This window comes from Paracoccus binzhouensis, from assembly GCF_016446475.1.
GTDB lineage: Bacteria > Pseudomonadota > Alphaproteobacteria > Rhodobacterales > Rhodobacteraceae > Paracoccus > Paracoccus binzhouensis.
Map to the genome: position 1 here is coordinate 1 of NZ_JAEHFP010000085.1, position 19,816 is coordinate 19,816.

20 protein-coding genes and 1 pseudogene are annotated in these 19,816 nt (G+C 69.2%); 11 read left to right on the plus strand and 10 right to left on the minus strand.

The features are described from left to right. Positions 1-163: 163 nt before the first annotated feature. Complete coding sequence (locus tag I9P22_RS17200) at positions 164-1,051, minus strand: BKACE family enzyme (protein ID WP_199260722.1); 888 nt, start codon at positions 1,049-1,051, stop codon at positions 164-166. 86 nt (positions 1,052-1,137) lie between these two features. Here I9P22_RS17200 and I9P22_RS17205 point away from each other — a divergent pair, with 86 nt between their 5' ends. Next, the gene (locus I9P22_RS17205; RefSeq protein WP_199260723.1) at positions 1,138-2,091 is read left to right on the plus strand and encodes a GlxA family transcriptional regulator; all 954 of its coding nucleotides are present in this window, start codon (positions 1,138-1,140) and stop codon (positions 2,089-2,091) included. A gap of 4 nt (positions 2,092-2,095) precedes the next feature. Here I9P22_RS17205 and I9P22_RS17210 read toward each other — a convergent pair whose 3' ends face one another. Further along, a complete protein-coding gene (locus I9P22_RS17210) occupies positions 2,096-2,356 on the minus strand; it encodes a DUF1127 domain-containing protein (protein ID WP_199260724.1) in 261 nt (86 codons plus the stop codon). A 103-nt stretch (positions 2,357-2,459) separates the two neighbouring features. Here I9P22_RS17210 and I9P22_RS17215 point away from each other — a divergent pair, with 103 nt between their 5' ends. Both I9P22_RS17215 and I9P22_RS17220 read left to right on the plus strand, forming a co-directional pair. Next, complete coding sequence (locus tag I9P22_RS17215) at positions 2,460-3,344, plus strand: LysR substrate-binding domain-containing protein (RefSeq protein ID WP_199260725.1); 885 nt, start codon at positions 2,460-2,462, stop codon at positions 3,342-3,344. Between the two features lie 71 nt (positions 3,345-3,415). Further along, positions 3,416-4,176, plus strand: a protein-coding gene (locus I9P22_RS17220; RefSeq protein WP_199260726.1) for an IS5 family transposase whose coding sequence is annotated in 2 segments (ribosomal slippage) — positions 3,416-3,743 and positions 3,743-4,176 — 762 coding nt in all. Because the reading frame shifts where the segments join, the coding sequence is not laid out codon by codon here. 13 nt (positions 4,177-4,189) lie between these two features. Here the strand turns inward: I9P22_RS17220 and I9P22_RS17225 are convergent. Beyond that, positions 4,190-4,654 carry a PACE efflux transporter gene (locus I9P22_RS17225; RefSeq protein ID WP_199260727.1) on the minus strand — a complete coding sequence of 155 codons (465 nt, stop codon included), beginning with the start codon at positions 4,652-4,654 and terminating at the stop codon, positions 4,190-4,192. 83 nt (positions 4,655-4,737) lie between these two features. Here I9P22_RS17225 and I9P22_RS17230 point away from each other — a divergent pair, with 83 nt between their 5' ends. Continuing rightward, positions 4,738-5,649 carry a LysR family transcriptional regulator gene (locus I9P22_RS17230; protein ID WP_199260728.1) on the plus strand — a complete coding sequence of 304 codons (912 nt, stop codon included), beginning with the start codon at positions 4,738-4,740 and terminating at the stop codon, positions 5,647-5,649. 36 nt (positions 5,650-5,685) lie between these two features. Here the strand turns inward: I9P22_RS17230 and tkt are convergent, their stop codons facing one another. Next, the gene (gene tkt / locus I9P22_RS17235; RefSeq protein WP_199260729.1) at positions 5,686-7,716 is read right to left on the minus strand and encodes a transketolase; all 2,031 of its coding nucleotides are present in this window, start codon (positions 7,714-7,716) and stop codon (positions 5,686-5,688) included. A gap of 144 nt (positions 7,717-7,860) precedes the next feature. Here tkt and I9P22_RS17240 point away from each other — a divergent pair, with 144 nt between their 5' ends. From I9P22_RS17240 to I9P22_RS17265, 6 genes are all read left to right on the plus strand, one after another. Then, on the plus strand, positions 7,861-8,640 hold the full coding sequence (locus I9P22_RS17240; protein WP_269846658.1) for a DeoR/GlpR family DNA-binding transcription regulator: 780 nt from the start codon (positions 7,861-7,863) through the stop codon (positions 8,638-8,640). A gap of 9 nt (positions 8,641-8,649) precedes the next feature. Further along, positions 8,650-9,411 (plus strand): triose-phosphate isomerase, encoded by a 762-nt coding sequence (locus I9P22_RS17245; RefSeq protein WP_199260730.1) that lies wholly within the window; start codon positions 8,650-8,652, stop codon positions 9,409-9,411. Between the two features lie 36 nt (positions 9,412-9,447). Further along, positions 9,448-9,912: a D-erythrulose-4-phosphate isomerase gene (derI, locus tag I9P22_RS17250; RefSeq protein WP_199260731.1), complete on the plus strand. Its 465-nt coding sequence runs from the start codon at positions 9,448-9,450 to the stop codon at positions 9,910-9,912. A 25-nt stretch (positions 9,913-9,937) separates the two neighbouring features. Beyond that, on the plus strand, positions 9,938-10,915 hold the full coding sequence (locus I9P22_RS17255; RefSeq protein ID WP_199260732.1) for a class 1 fructose-bisphosphatase: 978 nt from the start codon (positions 9,938-9,940) through the stop codon (positions 10,913-10,915). A 6-nt stretch (positions 10,916-10,921) separates the two neighbouring features. After that, complete coding sequence (fba, locus tag I9P22_RS17260; protein WP_199260733.1) at positions 10,922-11,962, plus strand: class II fructose-bisphosphate aldolase; 1,041 nt, start codon at positions 10,922-10,924, stop codon at positions 11,960-11,962. A 175-nt stretch (positions 11,963-12,137) separates the two neighbouring features. Next, the gene (locus I9P22_RS17265; RefSeq protein WP_199260734.1) at positions 12,138-12,530 is read left to right on the plus strand and encodes a DUF4186 domain-containing protein; all 393 of its coding nucleotides are present in this window, start codon (positions 12,138-12,140) and stop codon (positions 12,528-12,530) included. Positions 12,531-12,537: 7 nt separating this feature from the next. On the opposite strand, the gene I9P22_RS17270 is transcribed toward I9P22_RS17265, so the two are convergent. Together I9P22_RS17270 and I9P22_RS17275 are read right to left on the minus strand one after the other, a co-directional pair. Next, complete coding sequence (locus tag I9P22_RS17270; RefSeq protein ID WP_199260735.1) at positions 12,538-13,434, minus strand: bestrophin family protein; 897 nt, start codon at positions 13,432-13,434, stop codon at positions 12,538-12,540. Positions 13,435-13,510: 76 nt separating this feature from the next. Next, positions 13,511-14,308 carry a nitrilase-related carbon-nitrogen hydrolase gene (locus tag I9P22_RS17275; RefSeq protein WP_199260736.1) on the minus strand — a complete coding sequence of 266 codons (798 nt, stop codon included), beginning with the start codon at positions 14,306-14,308 and terminating at the stop codon, positions 13,511-13,513. Between the two features lie 89 nt (positions 14,309-14,397). Between I9P22_RS17275 and I9P22_RS17280 the strand changes: the two genes are divergently transcribed. Next, entirely contained in the window at positions 14,398-16,050 is a 1,653-nt protein-coding gene (locus tag I9P22_RS17280; protein WP_199260737.1) for a flavin monoamine oxidase family protein, read from the plus strand. 189 nt (positions 16,051-16,239) lie between these two features. Here I9P22_RS17280 and I9P22_RS17285 read toward each other — a convergent pair whose 3' ends face one another. The 4 genes and pseudogenes from I9P22_RS17285 to I9P22_RS17300 form a co-directional block, all read right to left on the minus strand. Then, the gene (locus tag I9P22_RS17285) at positions 16,240-16,422 is read right to left on the minus strand and encodes a DUF3008 family protein (RefSeq protein ID WP_199260738.1); all 183 of its coding nucleotides are present in this window, start codon (positions 16,420-16,422) and stop codon (positions 16,240-16,242) included. A gap of 242 nt (positions 16,423-16,664) precedes the next feature. Continuing rightward, positions 16,665-18,293, minus strand: a complete 1,629-nt coding sequence (locus tag I9P22_RS17290; protein WP_199260739.1) for an acyl-CoA dehydrogenase family protein — start codon at positions 18,291-18,293, stop codon at positions 16,665-16,667. A 108-nt stretch (positions 18,294-18,401) separates the two neighbouring features. Beyond that, positions 18,402-19,700, minus strand: a complete 1,299-nt coding sequence (gene gabT, locus I9P22_RS17295) for a 4-aminobutyrate--2-oxoglutarate transaminase (RefSeq protein WP_199260740.1) — start codon at positions 19,698-19,700, stop codon at positions 18,402-18,404. Positions 19,701-19,733: 33 nt separating this feature from the next. Next, a pseudogene (locus tag I9P22_RS17300) lies at positions 19,734-19,816 on the minus strand (IS5/IS1182 family transposase); the annotation flags it as partial.

Sequence of the window (19,816 nt, forward strand, 5' to 3'; positions counted from 1 at the left end):
GCTTCGCCTCCTGCGCCCGCGCGCCGCGCGGCAGGATCAGCCCCGCCGCCGCCGCGCCCGCCGCGCCGGCCAGCAAGCCCCGCCTCGTCAGCCCCCGCCTCGTCAGATTGATGCTCATGATGGACCCCCTGTCTTGATGTTATGGATTGGTTCGGCCTGCGGCTCAGCGCCGGGTCAGCTTCAGCGTGTCGCGCACCTCCTGCGGGCCGAGGATCCGGCATCCCATCGCGTTCAGGATCGTCGCCGCCCGCTCGACCAGGTCGCCGTTGCGGGCCGGCACGCCCTTGTCCAGCCAGATGTTGTCCTCAAGCCCCACGCGCACATTGCCGCCCGCCAGCGCAGCCTGCGCGACGTAAGGCAATTGCATCCGCCCGATCGAGAACATCGAATAGACCCAGCCCGGCGGGATGTTGTTCACCATCGCCATCAGGCTGTTCGGATCGGCCGGCGCGCCATAGGGGATGCCCATGCACAGCTGGATCATCACCGGATCGTCGATCAGCCCCTCCTCCACCAGCGTCCTGGCCAGCCACAGGTGGCCGGTGTCGAAGACCTCGATCTCGGGCCGCACCCCCGCCGCCTGGATGCGCGCCGCCATGGCGCGCAGCGTGCCGGGGGTGTTGGTCATGACGTAATCGGCCTCGGCGAAGTTCATCGTGCCGCAATCGAGGGTGCAGATCTCGGGCAGCAGTTCCTCGACATGCACCAGCCGTTCGCTGGCGCCGATCAGGTCGGATTGCGGCGACAGCGGCAGCGGCGCCTCGGCCGAGCCCAGCACGATGTCGCCGCCCATGCCCGCGGTCAGGTTCAGCACCACGTCGGTGCCCGCAGAGCGCACCCGGTCCACCACCTCGCGATACAGCGCCGGATCGCGCGAGGGGGCGCCGGTCTGGGGATCGCGCACATGCACATGCGCGATGGCCGCACCCGCCTTCGCCGCCTCGATGCAGGCCTCGGCGATCTGGCGGGGCGTGATCGGCACCAGGTCGGACTTCTTGTGGCTCTGCCCCGATCCGGTCACCGCGCAGGTGATGAAGACGTCACGGTTCATTCATGGCTCCGGCAATGTGTGATTTCACCGCAGGCTGACAGCTATTTGGCTGGCATGATGTGCAGTTTACGCCATAATCTTTGCTCATGTCGCCAAAATCGCCGCTGCACCTGACCTTCCTGCTGTTCGACGGCTTCTCGAACATGGTGCTGGCCAGCGCCATCGAGCCCCTGCGGGCGGCGCGCGACCTGTCGGGGCGGCGGCTGTTTTCCTGGCAAGTCGCTTCGCTGGACGGCAGGGCGGTGACCAGTTCGTCCCGGCTGGCGATCGCGGTCGATCTGCCGCTGGAACGGGTGGGGGCGACGGATGCGCTGATCCTGGTCTCGGGCTACGGCATGCGCGACCATCTGCAGCGCGATTCGGCGCAGGCGGTGCTGCGCAAGGCGCGCGGGCTGCCGGTGGTGGGGGGCCTGGATACCGGGGCGTGGCTGCTGGCCCGCATGGGCCTGCTGGCCGGGCGCCGCGCCGCGATCCACTGGATGGAGCGCGAGGCGCTGGCCGAGGCCTTCCCCGAGATCACCGTGGTGCCCGATCCCTATGTCGCGGATGGCAATATCGTCACCTGCGGCGGCGCGCAAAGCGTGCTCAGCTGGTCGCTGGACCTGATCGGCGCGCAGGCGGGCGAGGCGCTGCGCTTCGACGTGGCGAACATGTTCGGCCGGGTGATGGGGCGCAGCACCGATCCGGTGGAATGGCAATTGCCCAGCCGCATGACCGACAGCGCGCTGCCGCACTCGCTGCAGCGCGCCATCGTCGCCATGCGCGAGACCGCCGAGCAGCCCTTGCCCCTGCCCCGCATCGCCGAGCGCGCGGCGCTGTCGCCGCGCAGCATGGACCGGCTGTTTCATGCCCATCTGGGCCTGTCGGCCGGCGGTTATTACCGGCAGATCCGGCTGTCCCATGCCCGGGCGCTGGCGCTGGAGACCAAGCTGACGCTGGGCGAGATCGCCTCGCGCACCGGGTTCTCGTCGCCCGCCACGCTGGCGCGCGCCTATCGCAAGCAGTTCGGGGAAACCGTGCGCAAAAGCGCGGCAGGCTGACGCCTTACCACAGATGCCGGCGCAGCGCGTCGCCTTCCTGCGGCGGGGCGGCCGTGTCGCTGCGCGTGTCGGCGACACCGATGTCGCGCAGCAGATGCGCCGGCAGATCGGCCAAGGCCTTGCGCGTCGCGGGATGGTCCAGCGCCGCCATGCGGTCCGGGCATGGCGATAGGCTGGGCTTATCGCGGCGCAGCACACCGAAAAGCAGCCGGGTCAGGCCCGGCAGGAAGGGGCGTTGGCGGTCACATGCGGAATTATCGGACATTTTGCCCTCCTTTCGGTGGTCATGGTTGATCCACGCTCCGATCATGCTAGGTTTCCGCGGCAATGACCAACAAAGCCTCGGCAAGCATCCATAAGGCAGGCTTATGTCGATACCCCCGCTTGCCGCCCTGCGCGCCTTCGAGGCGGTGGCGCGGCATCTGAGCTTCACCCGCGCCGCCGAGGAACTGGGCATGACCCAGGCCGCGGTCAGCTACCAGATCCGCCTGCTCGAGGAGCGGCTGGGTACGCCGCTGTTCCTGCGCAAGCCGCGCGAGATCGTGCTGACCGAGACCGGGGCGCTGTTCGCCCGCCCAACCGTCGACGCCTTCGACATGCTGCGCGAGGCCTATGCCGACCCCTCGGCGGATTCGGTCTCGACCCTGTCGATCTCGACCGTGCCGACCTTTGCCGGGGCCTGGCTGTCGCCACGGCTGGGCAAGTTCCAGATGAATCATCCGAACCTCGCCGTGCGGCTGGAGACCAGCGACAATCTGGTCGATTTCGGGCGTGAGGACATCACCGTCGCCATCCGCGCCGGCGAGGGCGGCTGGCCGGGGGTCGAGGAGCATTGCCTGATGCCCATCGAATACACGCCCATGCTGTCGCCGGCGCTGGCGCGGAAGTACGAATTGCGCGAGCCTGCGGACCTGCTGAAGCTGCCGCTGCTGGACCGGGTGGACCCGAACTGGGCGGTCTGGATGCGCGAGGCGGGGGTGGATTTCTGGGAAACCCCGCCCCGGCCCGGCCTGACGCTCTCGACCGACTTGCACGAGGCGCGGGCGGCGCTGGAGGGTTACGGCGTGGCGCTGCTGACGCCGCGCTTCTTCCGGTTCGAGCTGGCGACCGGCAGCCTGATCCAGCCCTTTCCGCTGGTGGCGCAGAACGGCCGCAGCTTCTGGCTGGTCTATCCCAAGGGCCGCCGCAACCGTCCCGCGATCCGCAAGTTCCGCGCCTTCCTGCTGGACGAGATCGCCTGCGATCCGGGCTAGGTTCTGTGGACTCTTGGGATTCTCCCTTCTGCTTTTTGGTGATTCATTGTTTCCGCTGCAGGAGGTTTGTGATGGGGACTTTGGATCGGCTGGTGCTCTCTGACGGGCAATGGGATCGGCTTTCGGCGCATATCATCGGGAATGAGCGGACATGCGGCAGCAGCGGGCGCGACAACCGGATGTTTGTCGAGGCGGTGCTGTGGATCGTGCGGACGGGGTCGCCCTGGCGCGACCTGCCGGATGTGTTCGGGTCGTGGAACAGCATGTTCCGCCGCTTCAGCCGGTGGAGCCGCAAGGGGGTCTGGTGGCGAATCTTCGAGGCCATGTCCGATGATCCCGACTTCGAGTATCTGATCTTGGACAGCACGATCATCCGCCCCCACCAGCACACCTCCGGTGCAAAAAGGGGGCTGAAGATCAGGCCCTTGGCCGCTCCCGCGGCGGCCTGAACACCAAGCTGCACATGGCAGTGCGGGGTCTTGGCTGCCCCGTCCGCTTCACCCTGACCGCCGGGCAGAAGGGCGACGCGCCCGAGGCCGAAGCTCTGATCACCGACCTGCCCGCCGGAGCGGTCATGGCCGACACCGCCTATGACAGCGACCGCCTGCGCGAGGCCATCGCGCACAAGAAGGCCCTCGCCGTCATCCCGAACAGCCCGTCCCGGGCGCGCAAGCACCCCCCCGACCGCCACCTCTACGCCCAGAGGCACCTGATCGAATGCTGCTTTTCAAAGCTCAAGCAATTCCGAAGGGTTGCAACCAGATACGAGAAAACCGCCAGAAACTACTTCGCAGTCGTAACCATCGCCGCTATCGTCCTATGGATCAAATAAGTGTCCACAGAACCTAGGCCGGCTGGCCGCGCCCGTGATCCCGCCCGCGACCCTGCGGCCCGGCGGGCAGCGGGAAGATCCGGTCATAGGCGATGTTGAAGACGAAATTATAGACCAGGTAGAAGGCCACGATGAACAGGTCGAGCAGCAGCGTCTGCCACAGCGTCATGCCCAGATACCAGGCCATCGGCGGCAGCAGCATGACCAGCAGGCCCAGTTCGAACAGCACAGTATGCAACAGCCGGTGATGCACCGACTTGCGGACATGGCCGACCCAGCGCCGCATGGCGTGGTCGAAGCCCAGGTTGAAGACGAAGTTCCAGACCGTGGCCAGCGTCGCTGCGCCGACGCCGACGACGCCCATGTCGAACACCGGCTTGTCGTAGATCCAGGCGGCCAGCGGGGTGACGATCGCCAGGCCGATCAGCTCGAAGCTCACCGCGTGGCGGACCCGGTCCGGAAAACTGCGCATCGTCATCGTGATTCCTCATCGTTGCTTGCTGCGCTTTCTATCTGTATTTTCCAGAATACAAAGTTAGATACCATCGGATTTGCAGATAGATGACCGTCACCCTGGACCAGCTGGAAGCCTTTGTCGCCGCCGCGCAGCACGGCTCGTTCTCGGCCGCCGGCCGGGCGCTGCGCAAGGCGCAGTCGGCGATCAGCACCCAGGTCTCGAATCTCGAGGATGATCTGGGCGTGGCGCTGTTCAGCCGCGAAGGACGCAACCCGGTGCTGACGCCCGCGGGCGAGCGGCTGCTGGCCGAGGCCCGCGTGGTGCTGGACCGCCGCGAGCACCTGATCGGCGTCGCCGCCAGCCTGACCGCGCATGTCGAGCACCGGCTGGTCGTCGCCATCGACGAGCTTTATCCCGAGGAGCCGCTGGCGACGCTGTTCGCCGAATTCGCCGCGCGCTTCCCGCATGTCGAGCTGGAACTGCTGTTCCCGATGATGGAGGATGTCAGCCGGCTGGTGCTGGACGGCAAGGCCGATATCGGCGTGATGTGGCGGCAGGAGGTGCTGCCGACCGAGATCGCCTTCCACACCCTCGGCTGGGTGCCCCTGAAGCTGGTCTGCGGCAAGGACCATCCGCTGGCCCATACGGTGGTCGAGTGGGAGGACCTGAAGCGCCACCGCCAGCTGATGGTCGCGGTGCGCAGCGAGGGGCCGGAAAAGCAGCGCCTGCGCACTGCGGCCGAAGTCTGGTGGGTGGAAAGCCACTGGGTCATCCTGCAGATGGTGCGGCGCGGCATCGGCTGGGCGCTGGTGCCCGACCACATCATCGAGGAATCGCCGGTGCGCGACGATCTGGTCACGCCGGCGCTGCAATTCGACGGCGCCGACTGGCCGGTGGCGCTGGAGATGGTCTGGCACAAGCAGCGTCCCAGCGGCCCGGCCGCCCGCTGGCTGCGCGAACGGTTCGCGGCCATGCGGATCAACGACTGGCCCGGTCCCATTGCGGCCGGGCGTTGAGCGATGCGCCCGGGAAAGGCCCCGGGCGCACGCGGTTCACTTGCCCGCCAGCGCCTTCGCCCGTGCGACGATGGCCCCTTTGGTGATGCCGAACTCCTTGTAGAGCCGGTCGATCGGGGCCGAGGCGCCGAAGCCGGTCATGCCGATCACGTCGTCCTCGCTGGCGACATAGCGGGTCCAGCCGAACTTGCCCGCCGCCTCGACGGCGATGCGGGGCGCGTCGCCCAAGGTGGCCTGGCGATAGGCCTCGGGCTGGGCGTCGAACAGCTCCCAGCTGGGCATCGAGACCACGGCGACCGACAGACCGCTCTCGTGCAGCGCCTGCGCCGCCTCGACGGCGATGGCAACCTCGGTGCCGGTGGCGATCAGGGTCACGTCGCGCCCCTCGCCGAACTGGCGCAGCACATAGGCGCCCCTGGCGGTCAGGTTCTCGGCGCCCGCCTCCAGCCGCAGCTGCGGCACGTCCTGCCGCGACAGCGCCAAGAGCGAGGGCACATGCCGGTTGCGGATGGCGATGTCCCAGGCCTCCAGCGTCTCGACCGTATCGGCCGGGCGCAGGACGGTCAGGTTCGGGATGGCGCGCAAGGACGCCAGATGCTCGACCGGCTGGTGGGTCGGGCCGTCCTCGCCCAGCCCGATGCTGTCATGGGTCATGACATAGATCGTGCCCACCCCCATCAGCGCCGACAGCCGGATGGCGTTGCGGGCATAGTCGGAAAACACCAGGAACGTCCCGCCATAGGCAATGAAGCCGCCATGCAGGTTGATGCCGTTCATCGCCGCGGCCATGCCGAATTCGCGCACGCCATAGCCGATGTAGCGGCCCGGCGCCTCGCGCGTATACTGGCTGTCCACCGCCGGAACCCGCGTCAGGTTCGAGCCGGTCAGGTCGGCGGAACCCCCGATCATCTCGGGCAGTGCCGGGGTCAGCGCCTCCAGCGCTATCTGGCTCGCCTTGCGGGTCGCGGCCTTCTTGGGCTGGGCGAACAGCGCGGCGCGCGCCGCCTGCACCGCCGCCTCATAGCCCTCGGGCAGCCTGCCCGACAGCCGGCGCTGAAACTCGTCGCGGGTCCCGGCCGGCTTCGCGGCAAGCCGGGCTTCCCATGCCGCACGCGCCTTGGCGCCGCGCGCGCCGATCTCGCGCCATTGCCGCAGCAGGTCCTCGGGGATCGCGAAGGGCTCGGCCGACCAGCCGATGGCCTCTTTCGTCAGCACCGCCTCGTCCTTGCCCAAGGGCGAGCCGTGGACCGCATAGGAACCGGCCTTGTTTGGCGAGCCGAAGCCGATCACCGTCTTCATGGCGATCAGCGAGGGCCTGGCGGTTTCCGCCTTGGCAGCGGTAATGGCGGCGTCGAGCGCGCGGCCGTCATGGCCGTCGCAGGATTGGACATGCCAGCCCATCGCCTCGAACCGCGCCGGGATGTTTTCCGAGAAGGAGACCGAGGTCGGCCCGTCGATGGTGATGGAGTTGTCGTCGTAAAGCACGATCAGCTTGCCCAGGCCCAGGTGGCCGGCAAGGCTGGCGGCCTCTTGCCCGATGCCCTCTTGCAGGCAGCCGTCGCCCAGCATGACATAGGTGTGATGATCGACCAGGTCGTCGCCGAATTCGGCGGCCAGCCGGCGCTCGGCCAGGGCCATGCCGACGGCGGTGGCCAGCCCCTGCCCCAGCGGGCCGGTGGTGGTCTCGATTCCCTTGGCATGGCCGTATTCCGGATGACCCGCCGTGATCGCGCCCCATTGCCGGAAATTGCGGATCTGCTCGATGGTCATGTCCTCGTAGCCGGTCAGGTGCAGCAGGCTGTAGAGCAGCATCGAGGCATGGCCGTTCGACAGCACGAAGCGGTCGCGATCCGGCCAGTCTGGGTTTTTCGCGTCGAATTTCAGATGCTTGCCGAACAGCACCGCGGCGGCATCGGCCATGCCCATCGGCGCGCCGGGATGGCCGGAATTGGCGGCGTTCACCGCGTCGATGGACAGCGCGCGGATGCAGTTCGCCAGCGCGAAGTTCTGCGGATCAAGCGCGGCCTTCGCCGCGATCGCGGGGTCTTTGGGGGTGTCTAAAGGCATGTTCGGTCCTCCGTTTGCCCTTGAGATACTGCGCGCCGGCAAAAATAACAATCAAAAATCACAAAGTCACATAATTGATGTTGTATTTGTGCGGAGTCTTGTTAGAAAAGTATCGGGCCGCGGCGAATCCCGGCTCGTGGAGGGATGATCGTGAAGCGCGAGGAACGCAGGCAAGCCATCATGGATCTGCTGGTCGCGGCGCGCGCCGTCGATCTGGACGATCTGGCCGAGCGTTTCGCGGTCTCGAAGATGACCATCCACCGCGACCTCGACGACCTTGAGCAGGCGGGCCTGCTGCGCAAGGTGCGCGGCGGCGCGACCATCGAGGCGGGGACGCAGTTCGAAAGCGATTTCCGCATCCGGGCGCTGCAGGATGCCGACGCCAAGGCCCGCATGGCCCGCGCCGCGCTGGACCTGGTCGAGCCGGGCATGACGGTGATGGTCAATGACGGCTCGATGGCGGCGCTGCTGGGCGCCAGCCTGGCCGAGAAGGCGCCGCTGACGGTGATCACCAACAACGCGGCGGTGATCGAGCCGCTGAAGGACATGGCGCGGATCACGCTGATCGCGCTCGGCGGCATCTTCAGCGCCAAGTTCAACGGCTTCTTCGGGCTGGTGACGGAAAACGCGCTAAGCCGGCTGCGCGCCGACCTGGCCTTCATCTCGGCCCCGGCGGTCAGCGGCCTGCAGGCCTTTCACATGGACGACGCGGTGATCCGGGCCAAGCGCGCCATGATGGCCGGGGCCGAACGCAGCGTGCTGCTGGTCAATCACCGCCGCTTCGGCCGTTCGGCGCTGCATGCGCTGGCCGACCTGTCAGAGTTCCACGCGGTCATTACCGACGCCCCGCCCGACCCCGAGGATCGCGCCGCGCTGGACCGCGCCGGCATCCCCCTGACCATTGCCAAGCATTCTGACCGTTAGGACGACGACATGACCGAATTCTGGATCGGCACCAGCTGGAAGATGAACAAGACCCTGGCCGAGGCCCGCGCCTTTGCCGAGGGGCTGGCCGCCGCCGATGCCGCCCGCGACCCGCGCGTCCAGCGCTTCGTGATCCCGCCCTTTACCGCCCTGCGCGAGGTCAAGGCGCTGCTGGCCGACACCTCGGTCAAGGTCGGCGCGCAGAACATGCATTGGGCCGACGCGGGCGCCTGGACGGGCGAGATCTCGCCCCTGATGCTGCGCGACTGCAATCTCGACATCGTCGAACTGGGGCACAGCGAGCGCCGCGAGCATTTCGGCGAAACGGACGAGACCGTGGGCCTCAAGACCGAGGCCGCGGTGCGCCACGGCCTGATCCCGCTGATCTGCATCGGCGAGACCCTGGCCGAACGCGAATCCGGCCGCGCCCGCGCGGTGCTGGAGACCCAGGTGCGCGGGGCGCTGGCCAGGCTCTCGGCCGAGCAGAAATCGGCGCCGATCCTGCTGGCCTATGAGCCGGTCTGGGCGATCGGCGTGAACGGCATCCCCGCGAGTTCGGACTATGCCGATGCGCGCCAGGCCGAGATCATCGCGGTGGCGCAGGACGTGCTTTCGCGCCGCATCCCCTGCCTCTACGGCGGCTCGGTCAACCCCGGCAATTGCCAGGAACTGATCGCCTGCCCGCATATCGACGGGCTCTTCATCGGCCGCTCGGCCTGGAACGTCGAGGGCTATCTGGACATCCTGGCGCGCTGCGCCGCAACCATCTGACCGCGTGCACAGCACGACAACCATCGGAGACGTGAAATGAAACTGGCAATCGCAGGCGACAGCGCGGGTGAAGGTCTGGCCAAACTGCTGGCCGACCACCTGAAGGACAAACACGAGGTCTCGGAAATCTCGCGCACCGACGCGGGCGCGGATGCGTTCTACGCCAACCTCTCGGACCGGGTGGCGAGCGAGGTCGCGGCCGGCACCTACGACCGCGCCATCCTGGTCTGCGGCACCGGCATCGGCGTCTGCATCGCCGCGAACAAGGTGCCGGGCATCCGCGCCGCCCTGACCCATGACACCTATTCGGCGACACGCGCCGCGCTGTCGAACAACGCCCAGATCATCACCATGGGCGCGCGGGTGATCGGCACCGAACTCGCCAAGGCCATCGCCGACGCCTGGCTGGCCGAGACGATGAACTTCGACCCGAACGGCCGCTCGGCCGGGAACGTCTGCGCCATTGACGAAGTGGACGCGAAATACAACAAGGCCGGCTGAGTCCGCCCGCACGCAAAGGCCCGCCATGCTGAAACTGCCGAACGACGGCCCCGCCACAGGCCGCCCGCTTTCCGACGTGCTGGCGGGCGACGGCCCCGCCGCCATCACCCTGGCGATTGCCCAGGCCCAGCCGGCGCTGGCCGCGCGGCTGGCCGCCGGCCGGCTGCATGGCGACCCCGAGGCCGTGGTCGGCACCAATGACAGCGGCGACAGGCAGAAGGCGCTGGATGTCGCCGCCCATCACCACATGCTGGACGCCTTGGCCGCCGCCGGCGTCGGCCGGGTGCTCTCCGAGGAGGCCGAGGCGGTCGCCACCCTGAACCCGGGCGGCGCCTGGGACGTGGCGATGGACCCGATCGACGGCTCGGGCAGCATCGGCATCGGCGCGCCGCTGGGCATGCTCTATTCCATCCTGCCCGCCGCGCCCGAGGGCTTCCTGCGCAAGGGCCGGGCCGTGGTCGGCGCCGGCTACGCCAGTTTCGGCCATTCGCTGGATTTCGGCTGGTCGCTGGGCGACGGCACCCATGTCGCCGGCTTCGACGCCGAGGCGGGCCTGTTCCGCCTGACCCGCGAGCGTGTGCAGCTGAAGCCCACCGCCTCGACCATCGCCTATAACGCCTCGAACGAACGCCACTGGTCGCCGGGCCTGCAGGCCTGGGTGCAGGAACTGCGCCAGGGCAAGGATGGCCCGCGCGGGCGCGACTTCAACATGCGCTGGCTCGCCGCCGCCGTCGGCGAATTGCACCGCATCCTGCTGAAGGGCGGCGCCTTCCTCTATCCCGCCGACCGCCGCCCGGGCTATGAGAACGGCCGGCTGCGGCTGATCTACGAATGCTGCCCCATCGCCTTCCTGATCGAGCAGGCCGGCGGCATCGCCTCGGACGGGTGCCAGCCGATCCTCGACCGCCAACCGCAGGGGCTGCACGAGATGGTGCCGCTGTTCTTCGGCGCCCGCGAGGAAGTCGAAACCATGCTCTCCCATCTCGCCATCAGCAAAGGATAACAGCCCATGGCCATGATCACGCTGCGCCAGCTTCTCGACCATGCGGCCGAGAACGGCTATGCCGTTCCCGCCTTCAACATCAACAACATGGAGCAGGGGCTGGCGGTGATGACCGCCGCCGCGGCAACCGACAGCCCGGTGATCCTGCAAGCCAGCCGCGGCGCGCGCGCTTATGCCAACGACGCCGTGCTGGCCGGGCTGATCCAGGGCCTGTCGCGCGCCTTTCCCGACATTCCGATCTGCATGCACCTGGACCATGGCAACGGGCTTGCGACCTGCGCCACGGCGATCCAGAACGGCTTCACCAGCGTGATGATGGACGGCTCGCTGAAGGCCGATGGCAAGACGCCCGCCGATTACGCCTATAACCGCGACATCACCGCCCGCGTGGTCGAGATGGCCCATGCCTGCGGCGTCTCGGTCGAGGGCGAGCTGGGTGTGCTGGGCAGCCTGGAAACCGGCATGGGCGACCAGGAGGACGGCCACGGCGCCGAGGGCAAGCTGTCCGAGGAGCAGTTGCTGACCGACCCGGCCGAGGCCGAGCAATTCGTGCGGGAGACCGGCGTCGATGCGCTGGCCGTCGCCATGGGCACCAGCCACGGCGCCTACAAATTCACCCGCAAGCCCGACGGCGCGATCCTCGCCATGCATGTGATCGAGGAGATCCACCGCCGGCTGCCGAACACGCATCTGGTCATGCACGGCTCGAGCTCGGTGCCCGAGGATCTGCAGCGGATCATCAACGCCCATGGCGGCGACATCAAGCCGACCTGGGGCGTGCCGGTCGAGGAGATCCAGCGCGGCATCAGGTCGGGCGTGCGCAAGGTGAACATCGACACCGACAACCGCCTGGCGATGACCGCCGCGATCCGCAAGAAGCTCAGCGAAGAGCCGGCCGAATTCGACCCGCGCGGCTATCTGAAACCCGCCATGGCGATGATGTCCGAGGTCTGCAAGGCCCGCTTCGAGGCCTTCGGCACCGCCGGCAACGCTCCGAAAATCCGCCCGCTGCCGCTGGCCGCGATGGCGAAACGCTACGCCGCCTGAGCCGGTCCGCCGGGCGCGCGCTGCCCCGGCCCAGCGGCAGCGTCCGGGACGAGCCCCGCTCGTCCCGTTCCGCCTTGCCGCCGGTCAAGCGCGGCGATTGCGACGGCTGGCCCGAGGCGGTCGCGGCAGCGGGGCCGGGCTTTCCTGCTACCCCGCGCCGGGCTAGGCTGCGCGGATGGGGCAGAATGACGACATCCTCGTGCGGCTCGGCCGGTCGCGGTTTCGCAGCCGCTTCCATCTTGGTCCCAGGGAGCGCGCCTATGCCGATGCCAAGGGGCGCGAGACCATCGCCCGCCATGCCGACGAGCTGATCGCGGCGCGGCTGGCGCCGGCGCAGCCGCGCAATGACGGCAGGCAGACGCCGATGCGGGGCCATCCGGTCTTCGTTGCCCAGCACGCCACCGCCTGCTGCTGCCGGTCCTGCCTGGCGAAATGGCACGGCATCCCCGCCGGCCGGGCGCTGAGCGCCGCGGAACAGGCCCGCATCACCGCGCTGCTGATGCGCTGGATCGACCGCGAGATGGGCTACCGGCCACTGGGCCGAGGCCCGGCCGGACTGGCGGGATAGTGCCGCCTCAGCTCAACACATGGCCGCGGGCCGCGACCGGCTCGGGCAGATCCTGCGCCACCAGCGCGGCCAGCATCTCGCGCTCGACGGTCCGGCACAGCGCGTCGAGCGGCAGCGCGTTCGGCGCGGTGCCGAACGGATCCTCGAGCTGGTGGCCAAGCGCGTCGAGCCCGAAGAACGTATAGGCCACCAGCAGCACCGGCAGCAGCGTCCACCAGCCCAGCGACCCGGCCAGCGCAAAGGGCAGCGTCAGGCAGAAGACCAGCGCCGTGCGGTGCAAGAGCAGCGAATAGGCAAAGGGTACCGGCGTGGTGGCGATGCGCTCGCAGGCCGCCTGTGCCGCCGAGAGCTGCGCCAGATAGCCTTCCAGCACCGAATAACGGATCTCGCCCAGCTTTCCGACGGCGGCCAGCGCCAGCAGGTGCCGGCCCAACTGCTGCAGCACCGCATCGGTCGGGTTGGGATGGCGGGCGATCTCGGCCTCGGGGCACCAGGCGGAGATGGCGGCGCCCTCGTCCCGGCGCCGCAGCCGCGCCGCCAGCCCGGCGGCAAAGCCGCAGGCCGGGATCAGCAGGCCGCGCCGCTCGGCCGCATCCAGGTCGGCGCTGGCGCGCGCCAGCCCGCGGCAGGCGACGATCACCTGACCCCAGAGCTGCCGCCCCTCCCACCAGCGGGCATAGCAGGTGCCGTTCCGGAAGCTCATGAACACCGAAAGCGCGATGCCGATCAGGGTGAAAGGGATGGCGCTGATGCGGGCGAAGATGCCGGGATGCACGTTGGCCGCCAGCACCGCGATGACGCTGACCGCGCCGATCACCGCCAGCCGCCCGATGATCGCCGGCACGATCGAGCCCTGCACGGTGAACAGGATGTCGCGAAGATTGGGCTGGGAACGCAGGATCATGGCAGGTCGGAAGCTGAAAGGAACATTGGCGGCCCGCCGCCGGGGCCGCGGGGATCGGCTGGCCGCAGGACGGGCGTCACGGTTTCGGCCCCGGGCCGGCAAGGCGGGCCGGACGGTATTCCCCCTGCGCCGGGCGCCCTTCGGCCGGGACGGCATCGGCGGCGGCCAGGTCCACGACCAGCAGCGCCTCGCCCCGGGCGCCGGCCATGGCCAGCGGCTGCCCGTCGGGGCCGGCGATCACCGACAGCCCGCCGAAGCGCAGGTCTCCTTCGGTCCCGGCGTAATTCGCATAGGCCACCACCGCGTCGCTTTCATGGGCGCGCGCCGGCACCAGCACGCGCTGGACATGCTCGAACTCCGCGGGATTGGCCGTCGGCACCAGCAGCAGCCGGGCCCCCGCCTCTGCCAGCGCCGCGGCATGGCCGGGGAATTCGATATCGTAGCAGATCAGCACTGCCGCCGCCCGGCCGCCCAGGGAAAAGACCGGCGCCAGGGTGCTGCCGCGGGCAAAGCTCGCCTGCTCCATCGCGCCGTAGAGCTGGATCTTGCGGTAATGCGCCAGGATCGCGCCATCCGCGCCGATGACGGTGGCGGCATTGTAGACCGCGCCGCCCTCGCGCTCGGCCCAGCCGAGGCAGAGGCCGCAGCCCGCCTCGCGCGCCATGGCGCGCAGCCGGGCGATCCATTCCCCGTCCAGCGGCTGGGCAAGCGCGGCGTGCAGGTCGGGGCGGTTATAGCCGGGCAGGATCAGCTCGGGCAGGACCAGAATCGTCGCTCCGGCGGCCGAGGCTGCTTGCAACTGCCGACAGATTGCCGAAAAAACCCCGTCGATCCGGCCATTTGTCGGCGCGGCCTGCCAGAGTGCAAGCTTCACTTCGGACCCCTCTCATGCCCATAATCCGGCCGCAGTCTAGACGATCCGCGGGTTTTGACCATCCGGTCCCGCCTCTTACGGAGCAGTGCATGAGCGACAGCAGGCCGGTCACCGCCTTCGGCCCCGACTTCCCCTTTGCCTATGACGACTGGCTGCGCCACCCGGCCGGGCTGGGCACCATCCCGCCCGAGCGCATGGGCACCGAGGTCGCGATCATCGGCGCCGGCGCTGCCGGCATCGTCGCCGGGCACGAGCTGATGAAGCTGGGCCTGCGGCCGGTCATCTATGAATCGGCCCGTTTCGGCGGCCGGCTGCGATCCGAGATCTTCGAAGGCACCGAGGATGTCGTCGCGGAACTGGGCGGCATGCGCTTTCCGGTCTCCTCGACCGGCTTTTATCACTATGTCGATCTGGTGGGGCTGGACAGCGCCCCGTTTCCCAACCCGCTGACCGCAGCCGCCGGCTCGACCGTCATCGACCTGGAGGGCGAGACGCATTTCGCCCGCAGCCTGGACGACCTGCCCCGCCTCTATCACGAGGTTGCGGCCGCCTATCGCGCCGCGCTCGAGGAACATGCCGATTTCGCGGCCCTCCAGCAGGCGGTGCGCGACCGCGACGTGGCGCGGCTCAAGCAGCTTTGGGATCCGCTGGTCGCGCAATGGGACGAGCGCACCTTCTACGATTTCGTCACCTCGTCGCGGGCCTTCCAGGCGCTGAGCTTCCGCCATCGCGAGGTCTTCGGCCAGGTCGGTTTCGGCACCGGCGGCTGGGACAGCGACTTCCCGAACTCGATGCTGGAGATCCTGCGCGTCAACCTGCTGGAGCTTGACGACAACCAGCGCTTCATCCTGGGCGGGGTCGAGACGGTGCTGCATCGGCTGTGGCGCCAGCCGGCGGCCTGCGCGCATTGGCCCGCAGGCACCACGCTGGCGGGTTTGAATGGCGGCGCGACGCTGGGGCGGGCCTGCCGCATCGCGCGCCGGGGCGACGGCTTCACCGTGACCGACCAATGGGGCAATGCCCGCGACTATGCGGCGGTGCTGGCCACCTGCCAGAGCCATCTGCTGACCACCTCGGTCGCGGTCGAGGAGGCGCTGTTCGACCAGAAGCTGTGGATGGCGCTTGACCGCACCCGCTACATGCAGGCGGCGAAAAGTTTCGTGATGGTGGACCGGCCGTTCTGGAAGGACATCGACCCGGCCACCGGCCGGCCGGTCCTGTCGATGACCCTGACCGACCGGCTGACCCGCGGCAGCTATTTCTTCGATAACGGTCCCGACCGGCCGGCAGTGATCTGCCTGAGCTATTCCTGGATGACCGACGCGCTGAAGGTGTTGCCGCTGGCCCCGGAAAAGCGCATCGAGCTGGCGCTGGACGCGCTGGAAAAGGTCTATCCGGGCGTGGACATCCGCAGCCATATCCGCGGCAACCCGATCTGCGTCAGCTGGGAAAGCGACGAGAATTTCCTGGGCGCCTTCAAGGGCGCGCTGCCCGGCCATTACCGCTACAACCATCGCATGTATGGCCATTTCATCCAGGCCGCCATGCCGCCCGAGCAGCGCGGCATCTTCCTGGCCGGCGACGGCATCAGCTGGACCCCGGCATGGGTCGAGGGCGCGGTGCAGACAGCGCTGAATGCCGTCTGGGGGGTGATGACGCATCTGGGCGGCGCCTGCCATGCCGAGAACCCGGGCCCGGGCGACCTGTGGCCCGCCATCGGCCCGGTGGCCCTGCCGGATTAGGGCAGGCCCCACGCCGGGCCGGCATGGGCCCGAGCGGCAGGCCCGCTTCGGCGCCGGCGATCCCTGCGGCAGCCGCACAGCCGGCCGGCGCGAGAGGGACGGCCCGTCCTGCGACCCGCCGGGGTATCGCCGCGCGCAAGACAGCGCCGCGCACAGGCGGGCCGGCGGCCCGCCCGCGATGCGCGTCCATCAATCCTTGTGCTCGGGCTTGCCCTTGTGGCTGGTGCTGGCCAGCGCCTCGAGTTCCTTCTCGGTCATCGATTCATACATCTGCCTCGAAGCCGCGTGCAGCGCGCTCTTGCCGGTCTCGCCGCGCTTGGCGGCCAGGGCCGCACCGGCGGCCTTCTGCTGCGCCTTGGACTTGGCTGGCATGTCGTCATCCTCCGAATGCGGGCGGACGCGCGCGTCCCTTGCGGAAGGCCGCGCGCCGCCCCTTGGTTGCGCGGTCATCCGGCCGGGCCGTGGATGTCCGGTCCCGGTCGGTCCGCGCTCGCCCGGACGGGAATGCGTGGCATGGTCCGCCGGGACCACCCTCCCCCGCTTGCCCGGGTCGAGGTCTTCCCAACCGCCGCAAGGCCCGGATGTTCCGTAACGCCGGCGTGAGGGGCCGGCGCTCAGTCGGTCGGGGGCAGGACCGCGGCAAGCACGCTTTCGGCCAGTTTGGGCGGGATCGCGCCGGACAGTCGGCCACGCTCGCCCGCCAGCCGGGTGGCGACGAAAGCCTCGGCCACCGGGCCGGGGCCGGATTGCAGCAAGGCCGCTGCGGCCAGCAGCAGGGCGCTGCGCTCGGCGAACCAGCGCGCCTCGGCCTCGGCCAGGCCGCCTCCCCAGCGCGCCCGATGCGCTGCCAGCGCCGCGTCATAGGCCCGGTCCAGCCCGGCCGCTGCATCCAGCCGCGCGCCCAGGGCCTCGCCGGCCAGGGGTTCGCGCGCCAGCGTGCGCAGCGCATCGAGGCAGATCACATTGCCCGAGCCCTCCCAGATGCCATTCAGAGGCGCCTCGCGATACAGCATGGGCAGCGGCGTGTCCTCGACATAGCCCATGCCGCCCAGCACCTCCATCGCCTCGGCCACCACCAGCGGGCAAAGCTTGTTGGCCAGGTATTTCGCCAGCGCCACGCCGATGCGGGCAAAGGCGCGATCCGTCTCGCCCGTGCCGTCGAAGGCCCGCGCCACCGACAGGCCAAGCGCCAGGCTGCCCTGCCAGTCCAGCGCCAGATCGGCCAGCACGGCGCGCATCAGCGGCTGGTCGATCAGCCAACGCTGGAAGGCGCTGCGCTGCGTGGTCCAGTGCTGGGCCTCGCGCAGCGCCGCCTGCATCAGCCCGGCCGGCGCCATGGCGGTGTCGAGCCGGGTGTGATGCACCATCTCGACGATGGTGCGGATGCCGCGGCCTTCCTCGCCCAGCTGCCAGGCCAGCGCGCGGTGATATTCGATCTCGGCCGAGCCGTTCGAGCGGTTGCCGAGCTTGTCCTTGAGGCGCTGGATGCGGATGCCGTTGCGCCCGTCCTGCAGCCAGCGCGGCACCAGGAAGCAGGTGAGCCCGGCCCCGGTCTGCGCCAGCGTCAGGAAACCGTCCGACATCGGTGCCGAGCAGAACCACTTGTGCCCGGTCAGCCGCCAGGCCTCGCCGTCGCGCTCGGCCCGCGTGGTGCTGCCGCGCAGGTCCGAGCCGCCCTGCTTTTCCGTCATCGCCATGCCCAGCGTCGCCCCGGCCTTCTCCGCCACCGGCCGGACCGAGGGATCGTACTGGCGCGATAGCAGCAGGCCGCGCCACTCGCCCGGCAGCGCCGCGCCCGCGATCACAGGGACCGCTGCATGGGTCATGGTCAGCGGGCAGCAATGGCCGGGTTCGACCTGGCTGGCCAGGTAGACCATGGCGGCATGGCTCAGATGGCCGGCGGCGCCGCCCTCCCAGGCGATGGAATGATAGCCGGCGGCGGTGGAAAGCTGCATGAAGCGGTGATAGGCGGGGTGGAAGCGCAGCTCGTCCAGCCGCCGGCCGCCGCTGTCGAACAGCCGCAGCTCGGGCGGGTTGCGGTTCGCGTCGCGCGCCGCCTCGCGCAGTTCCGCCCTGCCCAGGGCGGCGCCGTAGCGGGCCAGCGCTTCCAGATCCGCGCCGCTGCCGGCCAGAGCGGTGCGCAGGACCGGATCGTCCCGCCACAGATCGCGGTCACCGGGCGGCACCGGCTGGTTCAGCACCTCATGCGTTTCCAGCCCGGCCGTCGCTTCCAGCGCTGTCATGGCTTCCCCCTTCGACTGCTGCGCCCCCAGTCTAACCCATCCAGCACCCCGCGGACGAGCCCCGCCTGCCCCCAGGGCGCGGTCGGCGCTGGCGGGATGCGGCCGGGATCAGGCGGCTGCGCGGCGCATGGCGGCGGCCTCGACCGCGGCTTCCAGGATGTCCAGCGCCTCCTCCAGCTGCGCCTGCGGGATGGTCAGCGGCGGCAGCAGGCGGATGACGTTGTAGCGGGTGCCGCAGGACAACAGGATCAGCCCGCGCGCCTCGGCCTCGGCGACGATGGCGGCGGTCAGCGCGGCGTCGGGCGCATTGCTGCCCCGGTCCGTCACCAGCTCGAAGGCGTTCATGGCGCCCAGACCGCGCACATCGCCGATGCATTCCATGCCCTGCCGCGCCGCGATGGCGGTCAGCCGGGCGCGGATCGTCTCGCCGATGCCGGCGGCGCGGGCGCAGAGCCCCTCCTCCTCGATCACGTCCAGCACCGCATGAGCGGCGGCCACGGCCAGCGGGTTGCCGGCATAGGTGCCGCCGAGGCCGCCCGCAGGCGCCGCATCGACGATCTCGGCCCGGCCGGTGACGGCCGAAAGCGGGAAGCCGCCGGCCAGCCCCTTGGCCATGGTCACCAGGTCGGGGACCACGCCGGAATGCTGGAAGCCGAACATGCGGCCGGTGCGGGCCATGCCGGCCTGCACCTCGTCGCCGATCAGCACGATGCCGTGCCGGTCGCAGATGGCCCGCAGGGCGCGCAGGAAACCGGCCGGGGCGATGTTGAAGCCGCCCTCGCCCTGCACCGGCTCGACGATCATCGCCGCGATACGCTCGGGATCGACCGAAGAGGCGAACAGTCGCTCAAGATACTGAACGGATTCCATCTCGGATATGCCATGAAAGGCGTTCGGGAAGGGCGCGTGCAGGATCTCGGCCGGCATGGCGCCAAAGCCCTTCTTGTAGGGCGCCACCTTGCCGGTCAGCGCCATGCCCAGCAGGGTGCGGCCATGGAAGGCGCCGGAAAAGGCGATGATGCCCGAGCGCCCGGTATGGGCCCGCGCCATCTTCACCGCGTTCTCGACCGCCTCGGCGCCGGTGGTGGCCAGCATGGTCTTCTTGGCGAAATCGCCGGGCGCGGCGGCATTCAGCCGCTCGGCCAGATGCACGTAACCCTCATAGGGCGCGACGTGGAAGCAGGTATGGGTGAAGGCCTCGGCCTGGCGGGCAACAGCGGCCATGACACGCGGATGGCGATGGCCGGTATTGTTCACCGCGATGCCGGCGGCGAAGTCGATGAAGCGGCGTCCGTCGGCATCCCAAAGCTCGGCATTCTCGGCGCGGGTGGCAAAGATGCCGCGCGTCGCGACGCCTTGCGCGACGGCGGTGCCCTTACGGGCGATAAGGTCGGTATTGCTGGTCATGCGGGTCCCCTGATTCTTTCAGCAAGCCATAGGTCATGTTGACAAATGGCGAAGCCAGAGCCTGATGCAGGCGATGTCGATGAAGCCGAGGAAACTGTCTGCGGTTTTGTCGTAGC

What these genes read in the sequence shown, in the direction of transcription:
- I9P22_RS17200 (WP_199260722.1), bottom strand. Translation starts at nt 1,051, where the DNA reads ATGAACCGTGACGTCTTCATCACCTGCGCGGTGACCGGATCGGGGCAG.
- I9P22_RS17205 (WP_199260723.1), top strand. Translation starts at nt 1,138, where the DNA reads ATGTCGCCAAAATCGCCGCTGCACCTGACCTTCCTGCTGTTCGACGGC.
- I9P22_RS17210 (WP_199260724.1), bottom strand. Translation starts at nt 2,356, where the DNA reads ATGTCCGATAATTCCGCATGTGACCGCCAACGCCCCTTCCTGCCGGGC.
- I9P22_RS17215 (WP_199260725.1), top strand. Translation starts at nt 2,460, where the DNA reads ATGTCGATACCCCCGCTTGCCGCCCTGCGCGCCTTCGAGGCGGTGGCG.
- I9P22_RS17225 (WP_199260727.1), bottom strand. Translation starts at nt 4,654, where the DNA reads ATGACGATGCGCAGTTTTCCGGACCGGGTCCGCCACGCGGTGAGCTTC.
- I9P22_RS17230 (WP_199260728.1), top strand. Translation starts at nt 4,738, where the DNA reads ATGACCGTCACCCTGGACCAGCTGGAAGCCTTTGTCGCCGCCGCGCAG.
- tkt (WP_199260729.1), bottom strand. Translation starts at nt 7,716, where the DNA reads ATGCCTTTAGACACCCCCAAAGACCCCGCGATCGCGGCGAAGGCCGCG.
- I9P22_RS17240 (WP_269846658.1), top strand. Translation starts at nt 7,861, where the DNA reads ATGATCGTGAAGCGCGAGGAACGCAGGCAAGCCATCATGGATCTGCTG.
- I9P22_RS17245 (WP_199260730.1), top strand. Translation starts at nt 8,650, where the DNA reads ATGACCGAATTCTGGATCGGCACCAGCTGGAAGATGAACAAGACCCTG.
- derI (WP_199260731.1), top strand. Translation starts at nt 9,448, where the DNA reads ATGAAACTGGCAATCGCAGGCGACAGCGCGGGTGAAGGTCTGGCCAAA.
- I9P22_RS17255 (WP_199260732.1), top strand. Translation starts at nt 9,938, where the DNA reads ATGCTGAAACTGCCGAACGACGGCCCCGCCACAGGCCGCCCGCTTTCC.
- fba (WP_199260733.1), top strand. Translation starts at nt 10,922, where the DNA reads ATGGCCATGATCACGCTGCGCCAGCTTCTCGACCATGCGGCCGAGAAC.
- I9P22_RS17265 (WP_199260734.1), top strand. Translation starts at nt 12,138, where the DNA reads ATGGGGCAGAATGACGACATCCTCGTGCGGCTCGGCCGGTCGCGGTTT.
- I9P22_RS17270 (WP_199260735.1), bottom strand. Translation starts at nt 13,434, where the DNA reads ATGATCCTGCGTTCCCAGCCCAATCTTCGCGACATCCTGTTCACCGTG.
- I9P22_RS17280 (WP_199260737.1), top strand. Translation starts at nt 14,398, where the DNA reads ATGAGCGACAGCAGGCCGGTCACCGCCTTCGGCCCCGACTTCCCCTTT.
- I9P22_RS17285 (WP_199260738.1), bottom strand. Translation starts at nt 16,422, where the DNA reads ATGCCAGCCAAGTCCAAGGCGCAGCAGAAGGCCGCCGGTGCGGCCCTG.
- I9P22_RS17290 (WP_199260739.1), bottom strand. Translation starts at nt 18,293, where the DNA reads ATGACAGCGCTGGAAGCGACGGCCGGGCTGGAAACGCATGAGGTGCTG.
- gabT (WP_199260740.1), bottom strand. Translation starts at nt 19,700, where the DNA reads ATGACCAGCAATACCGACCTTATCGCCCGTAAGGGCACCGCCGTCGCG.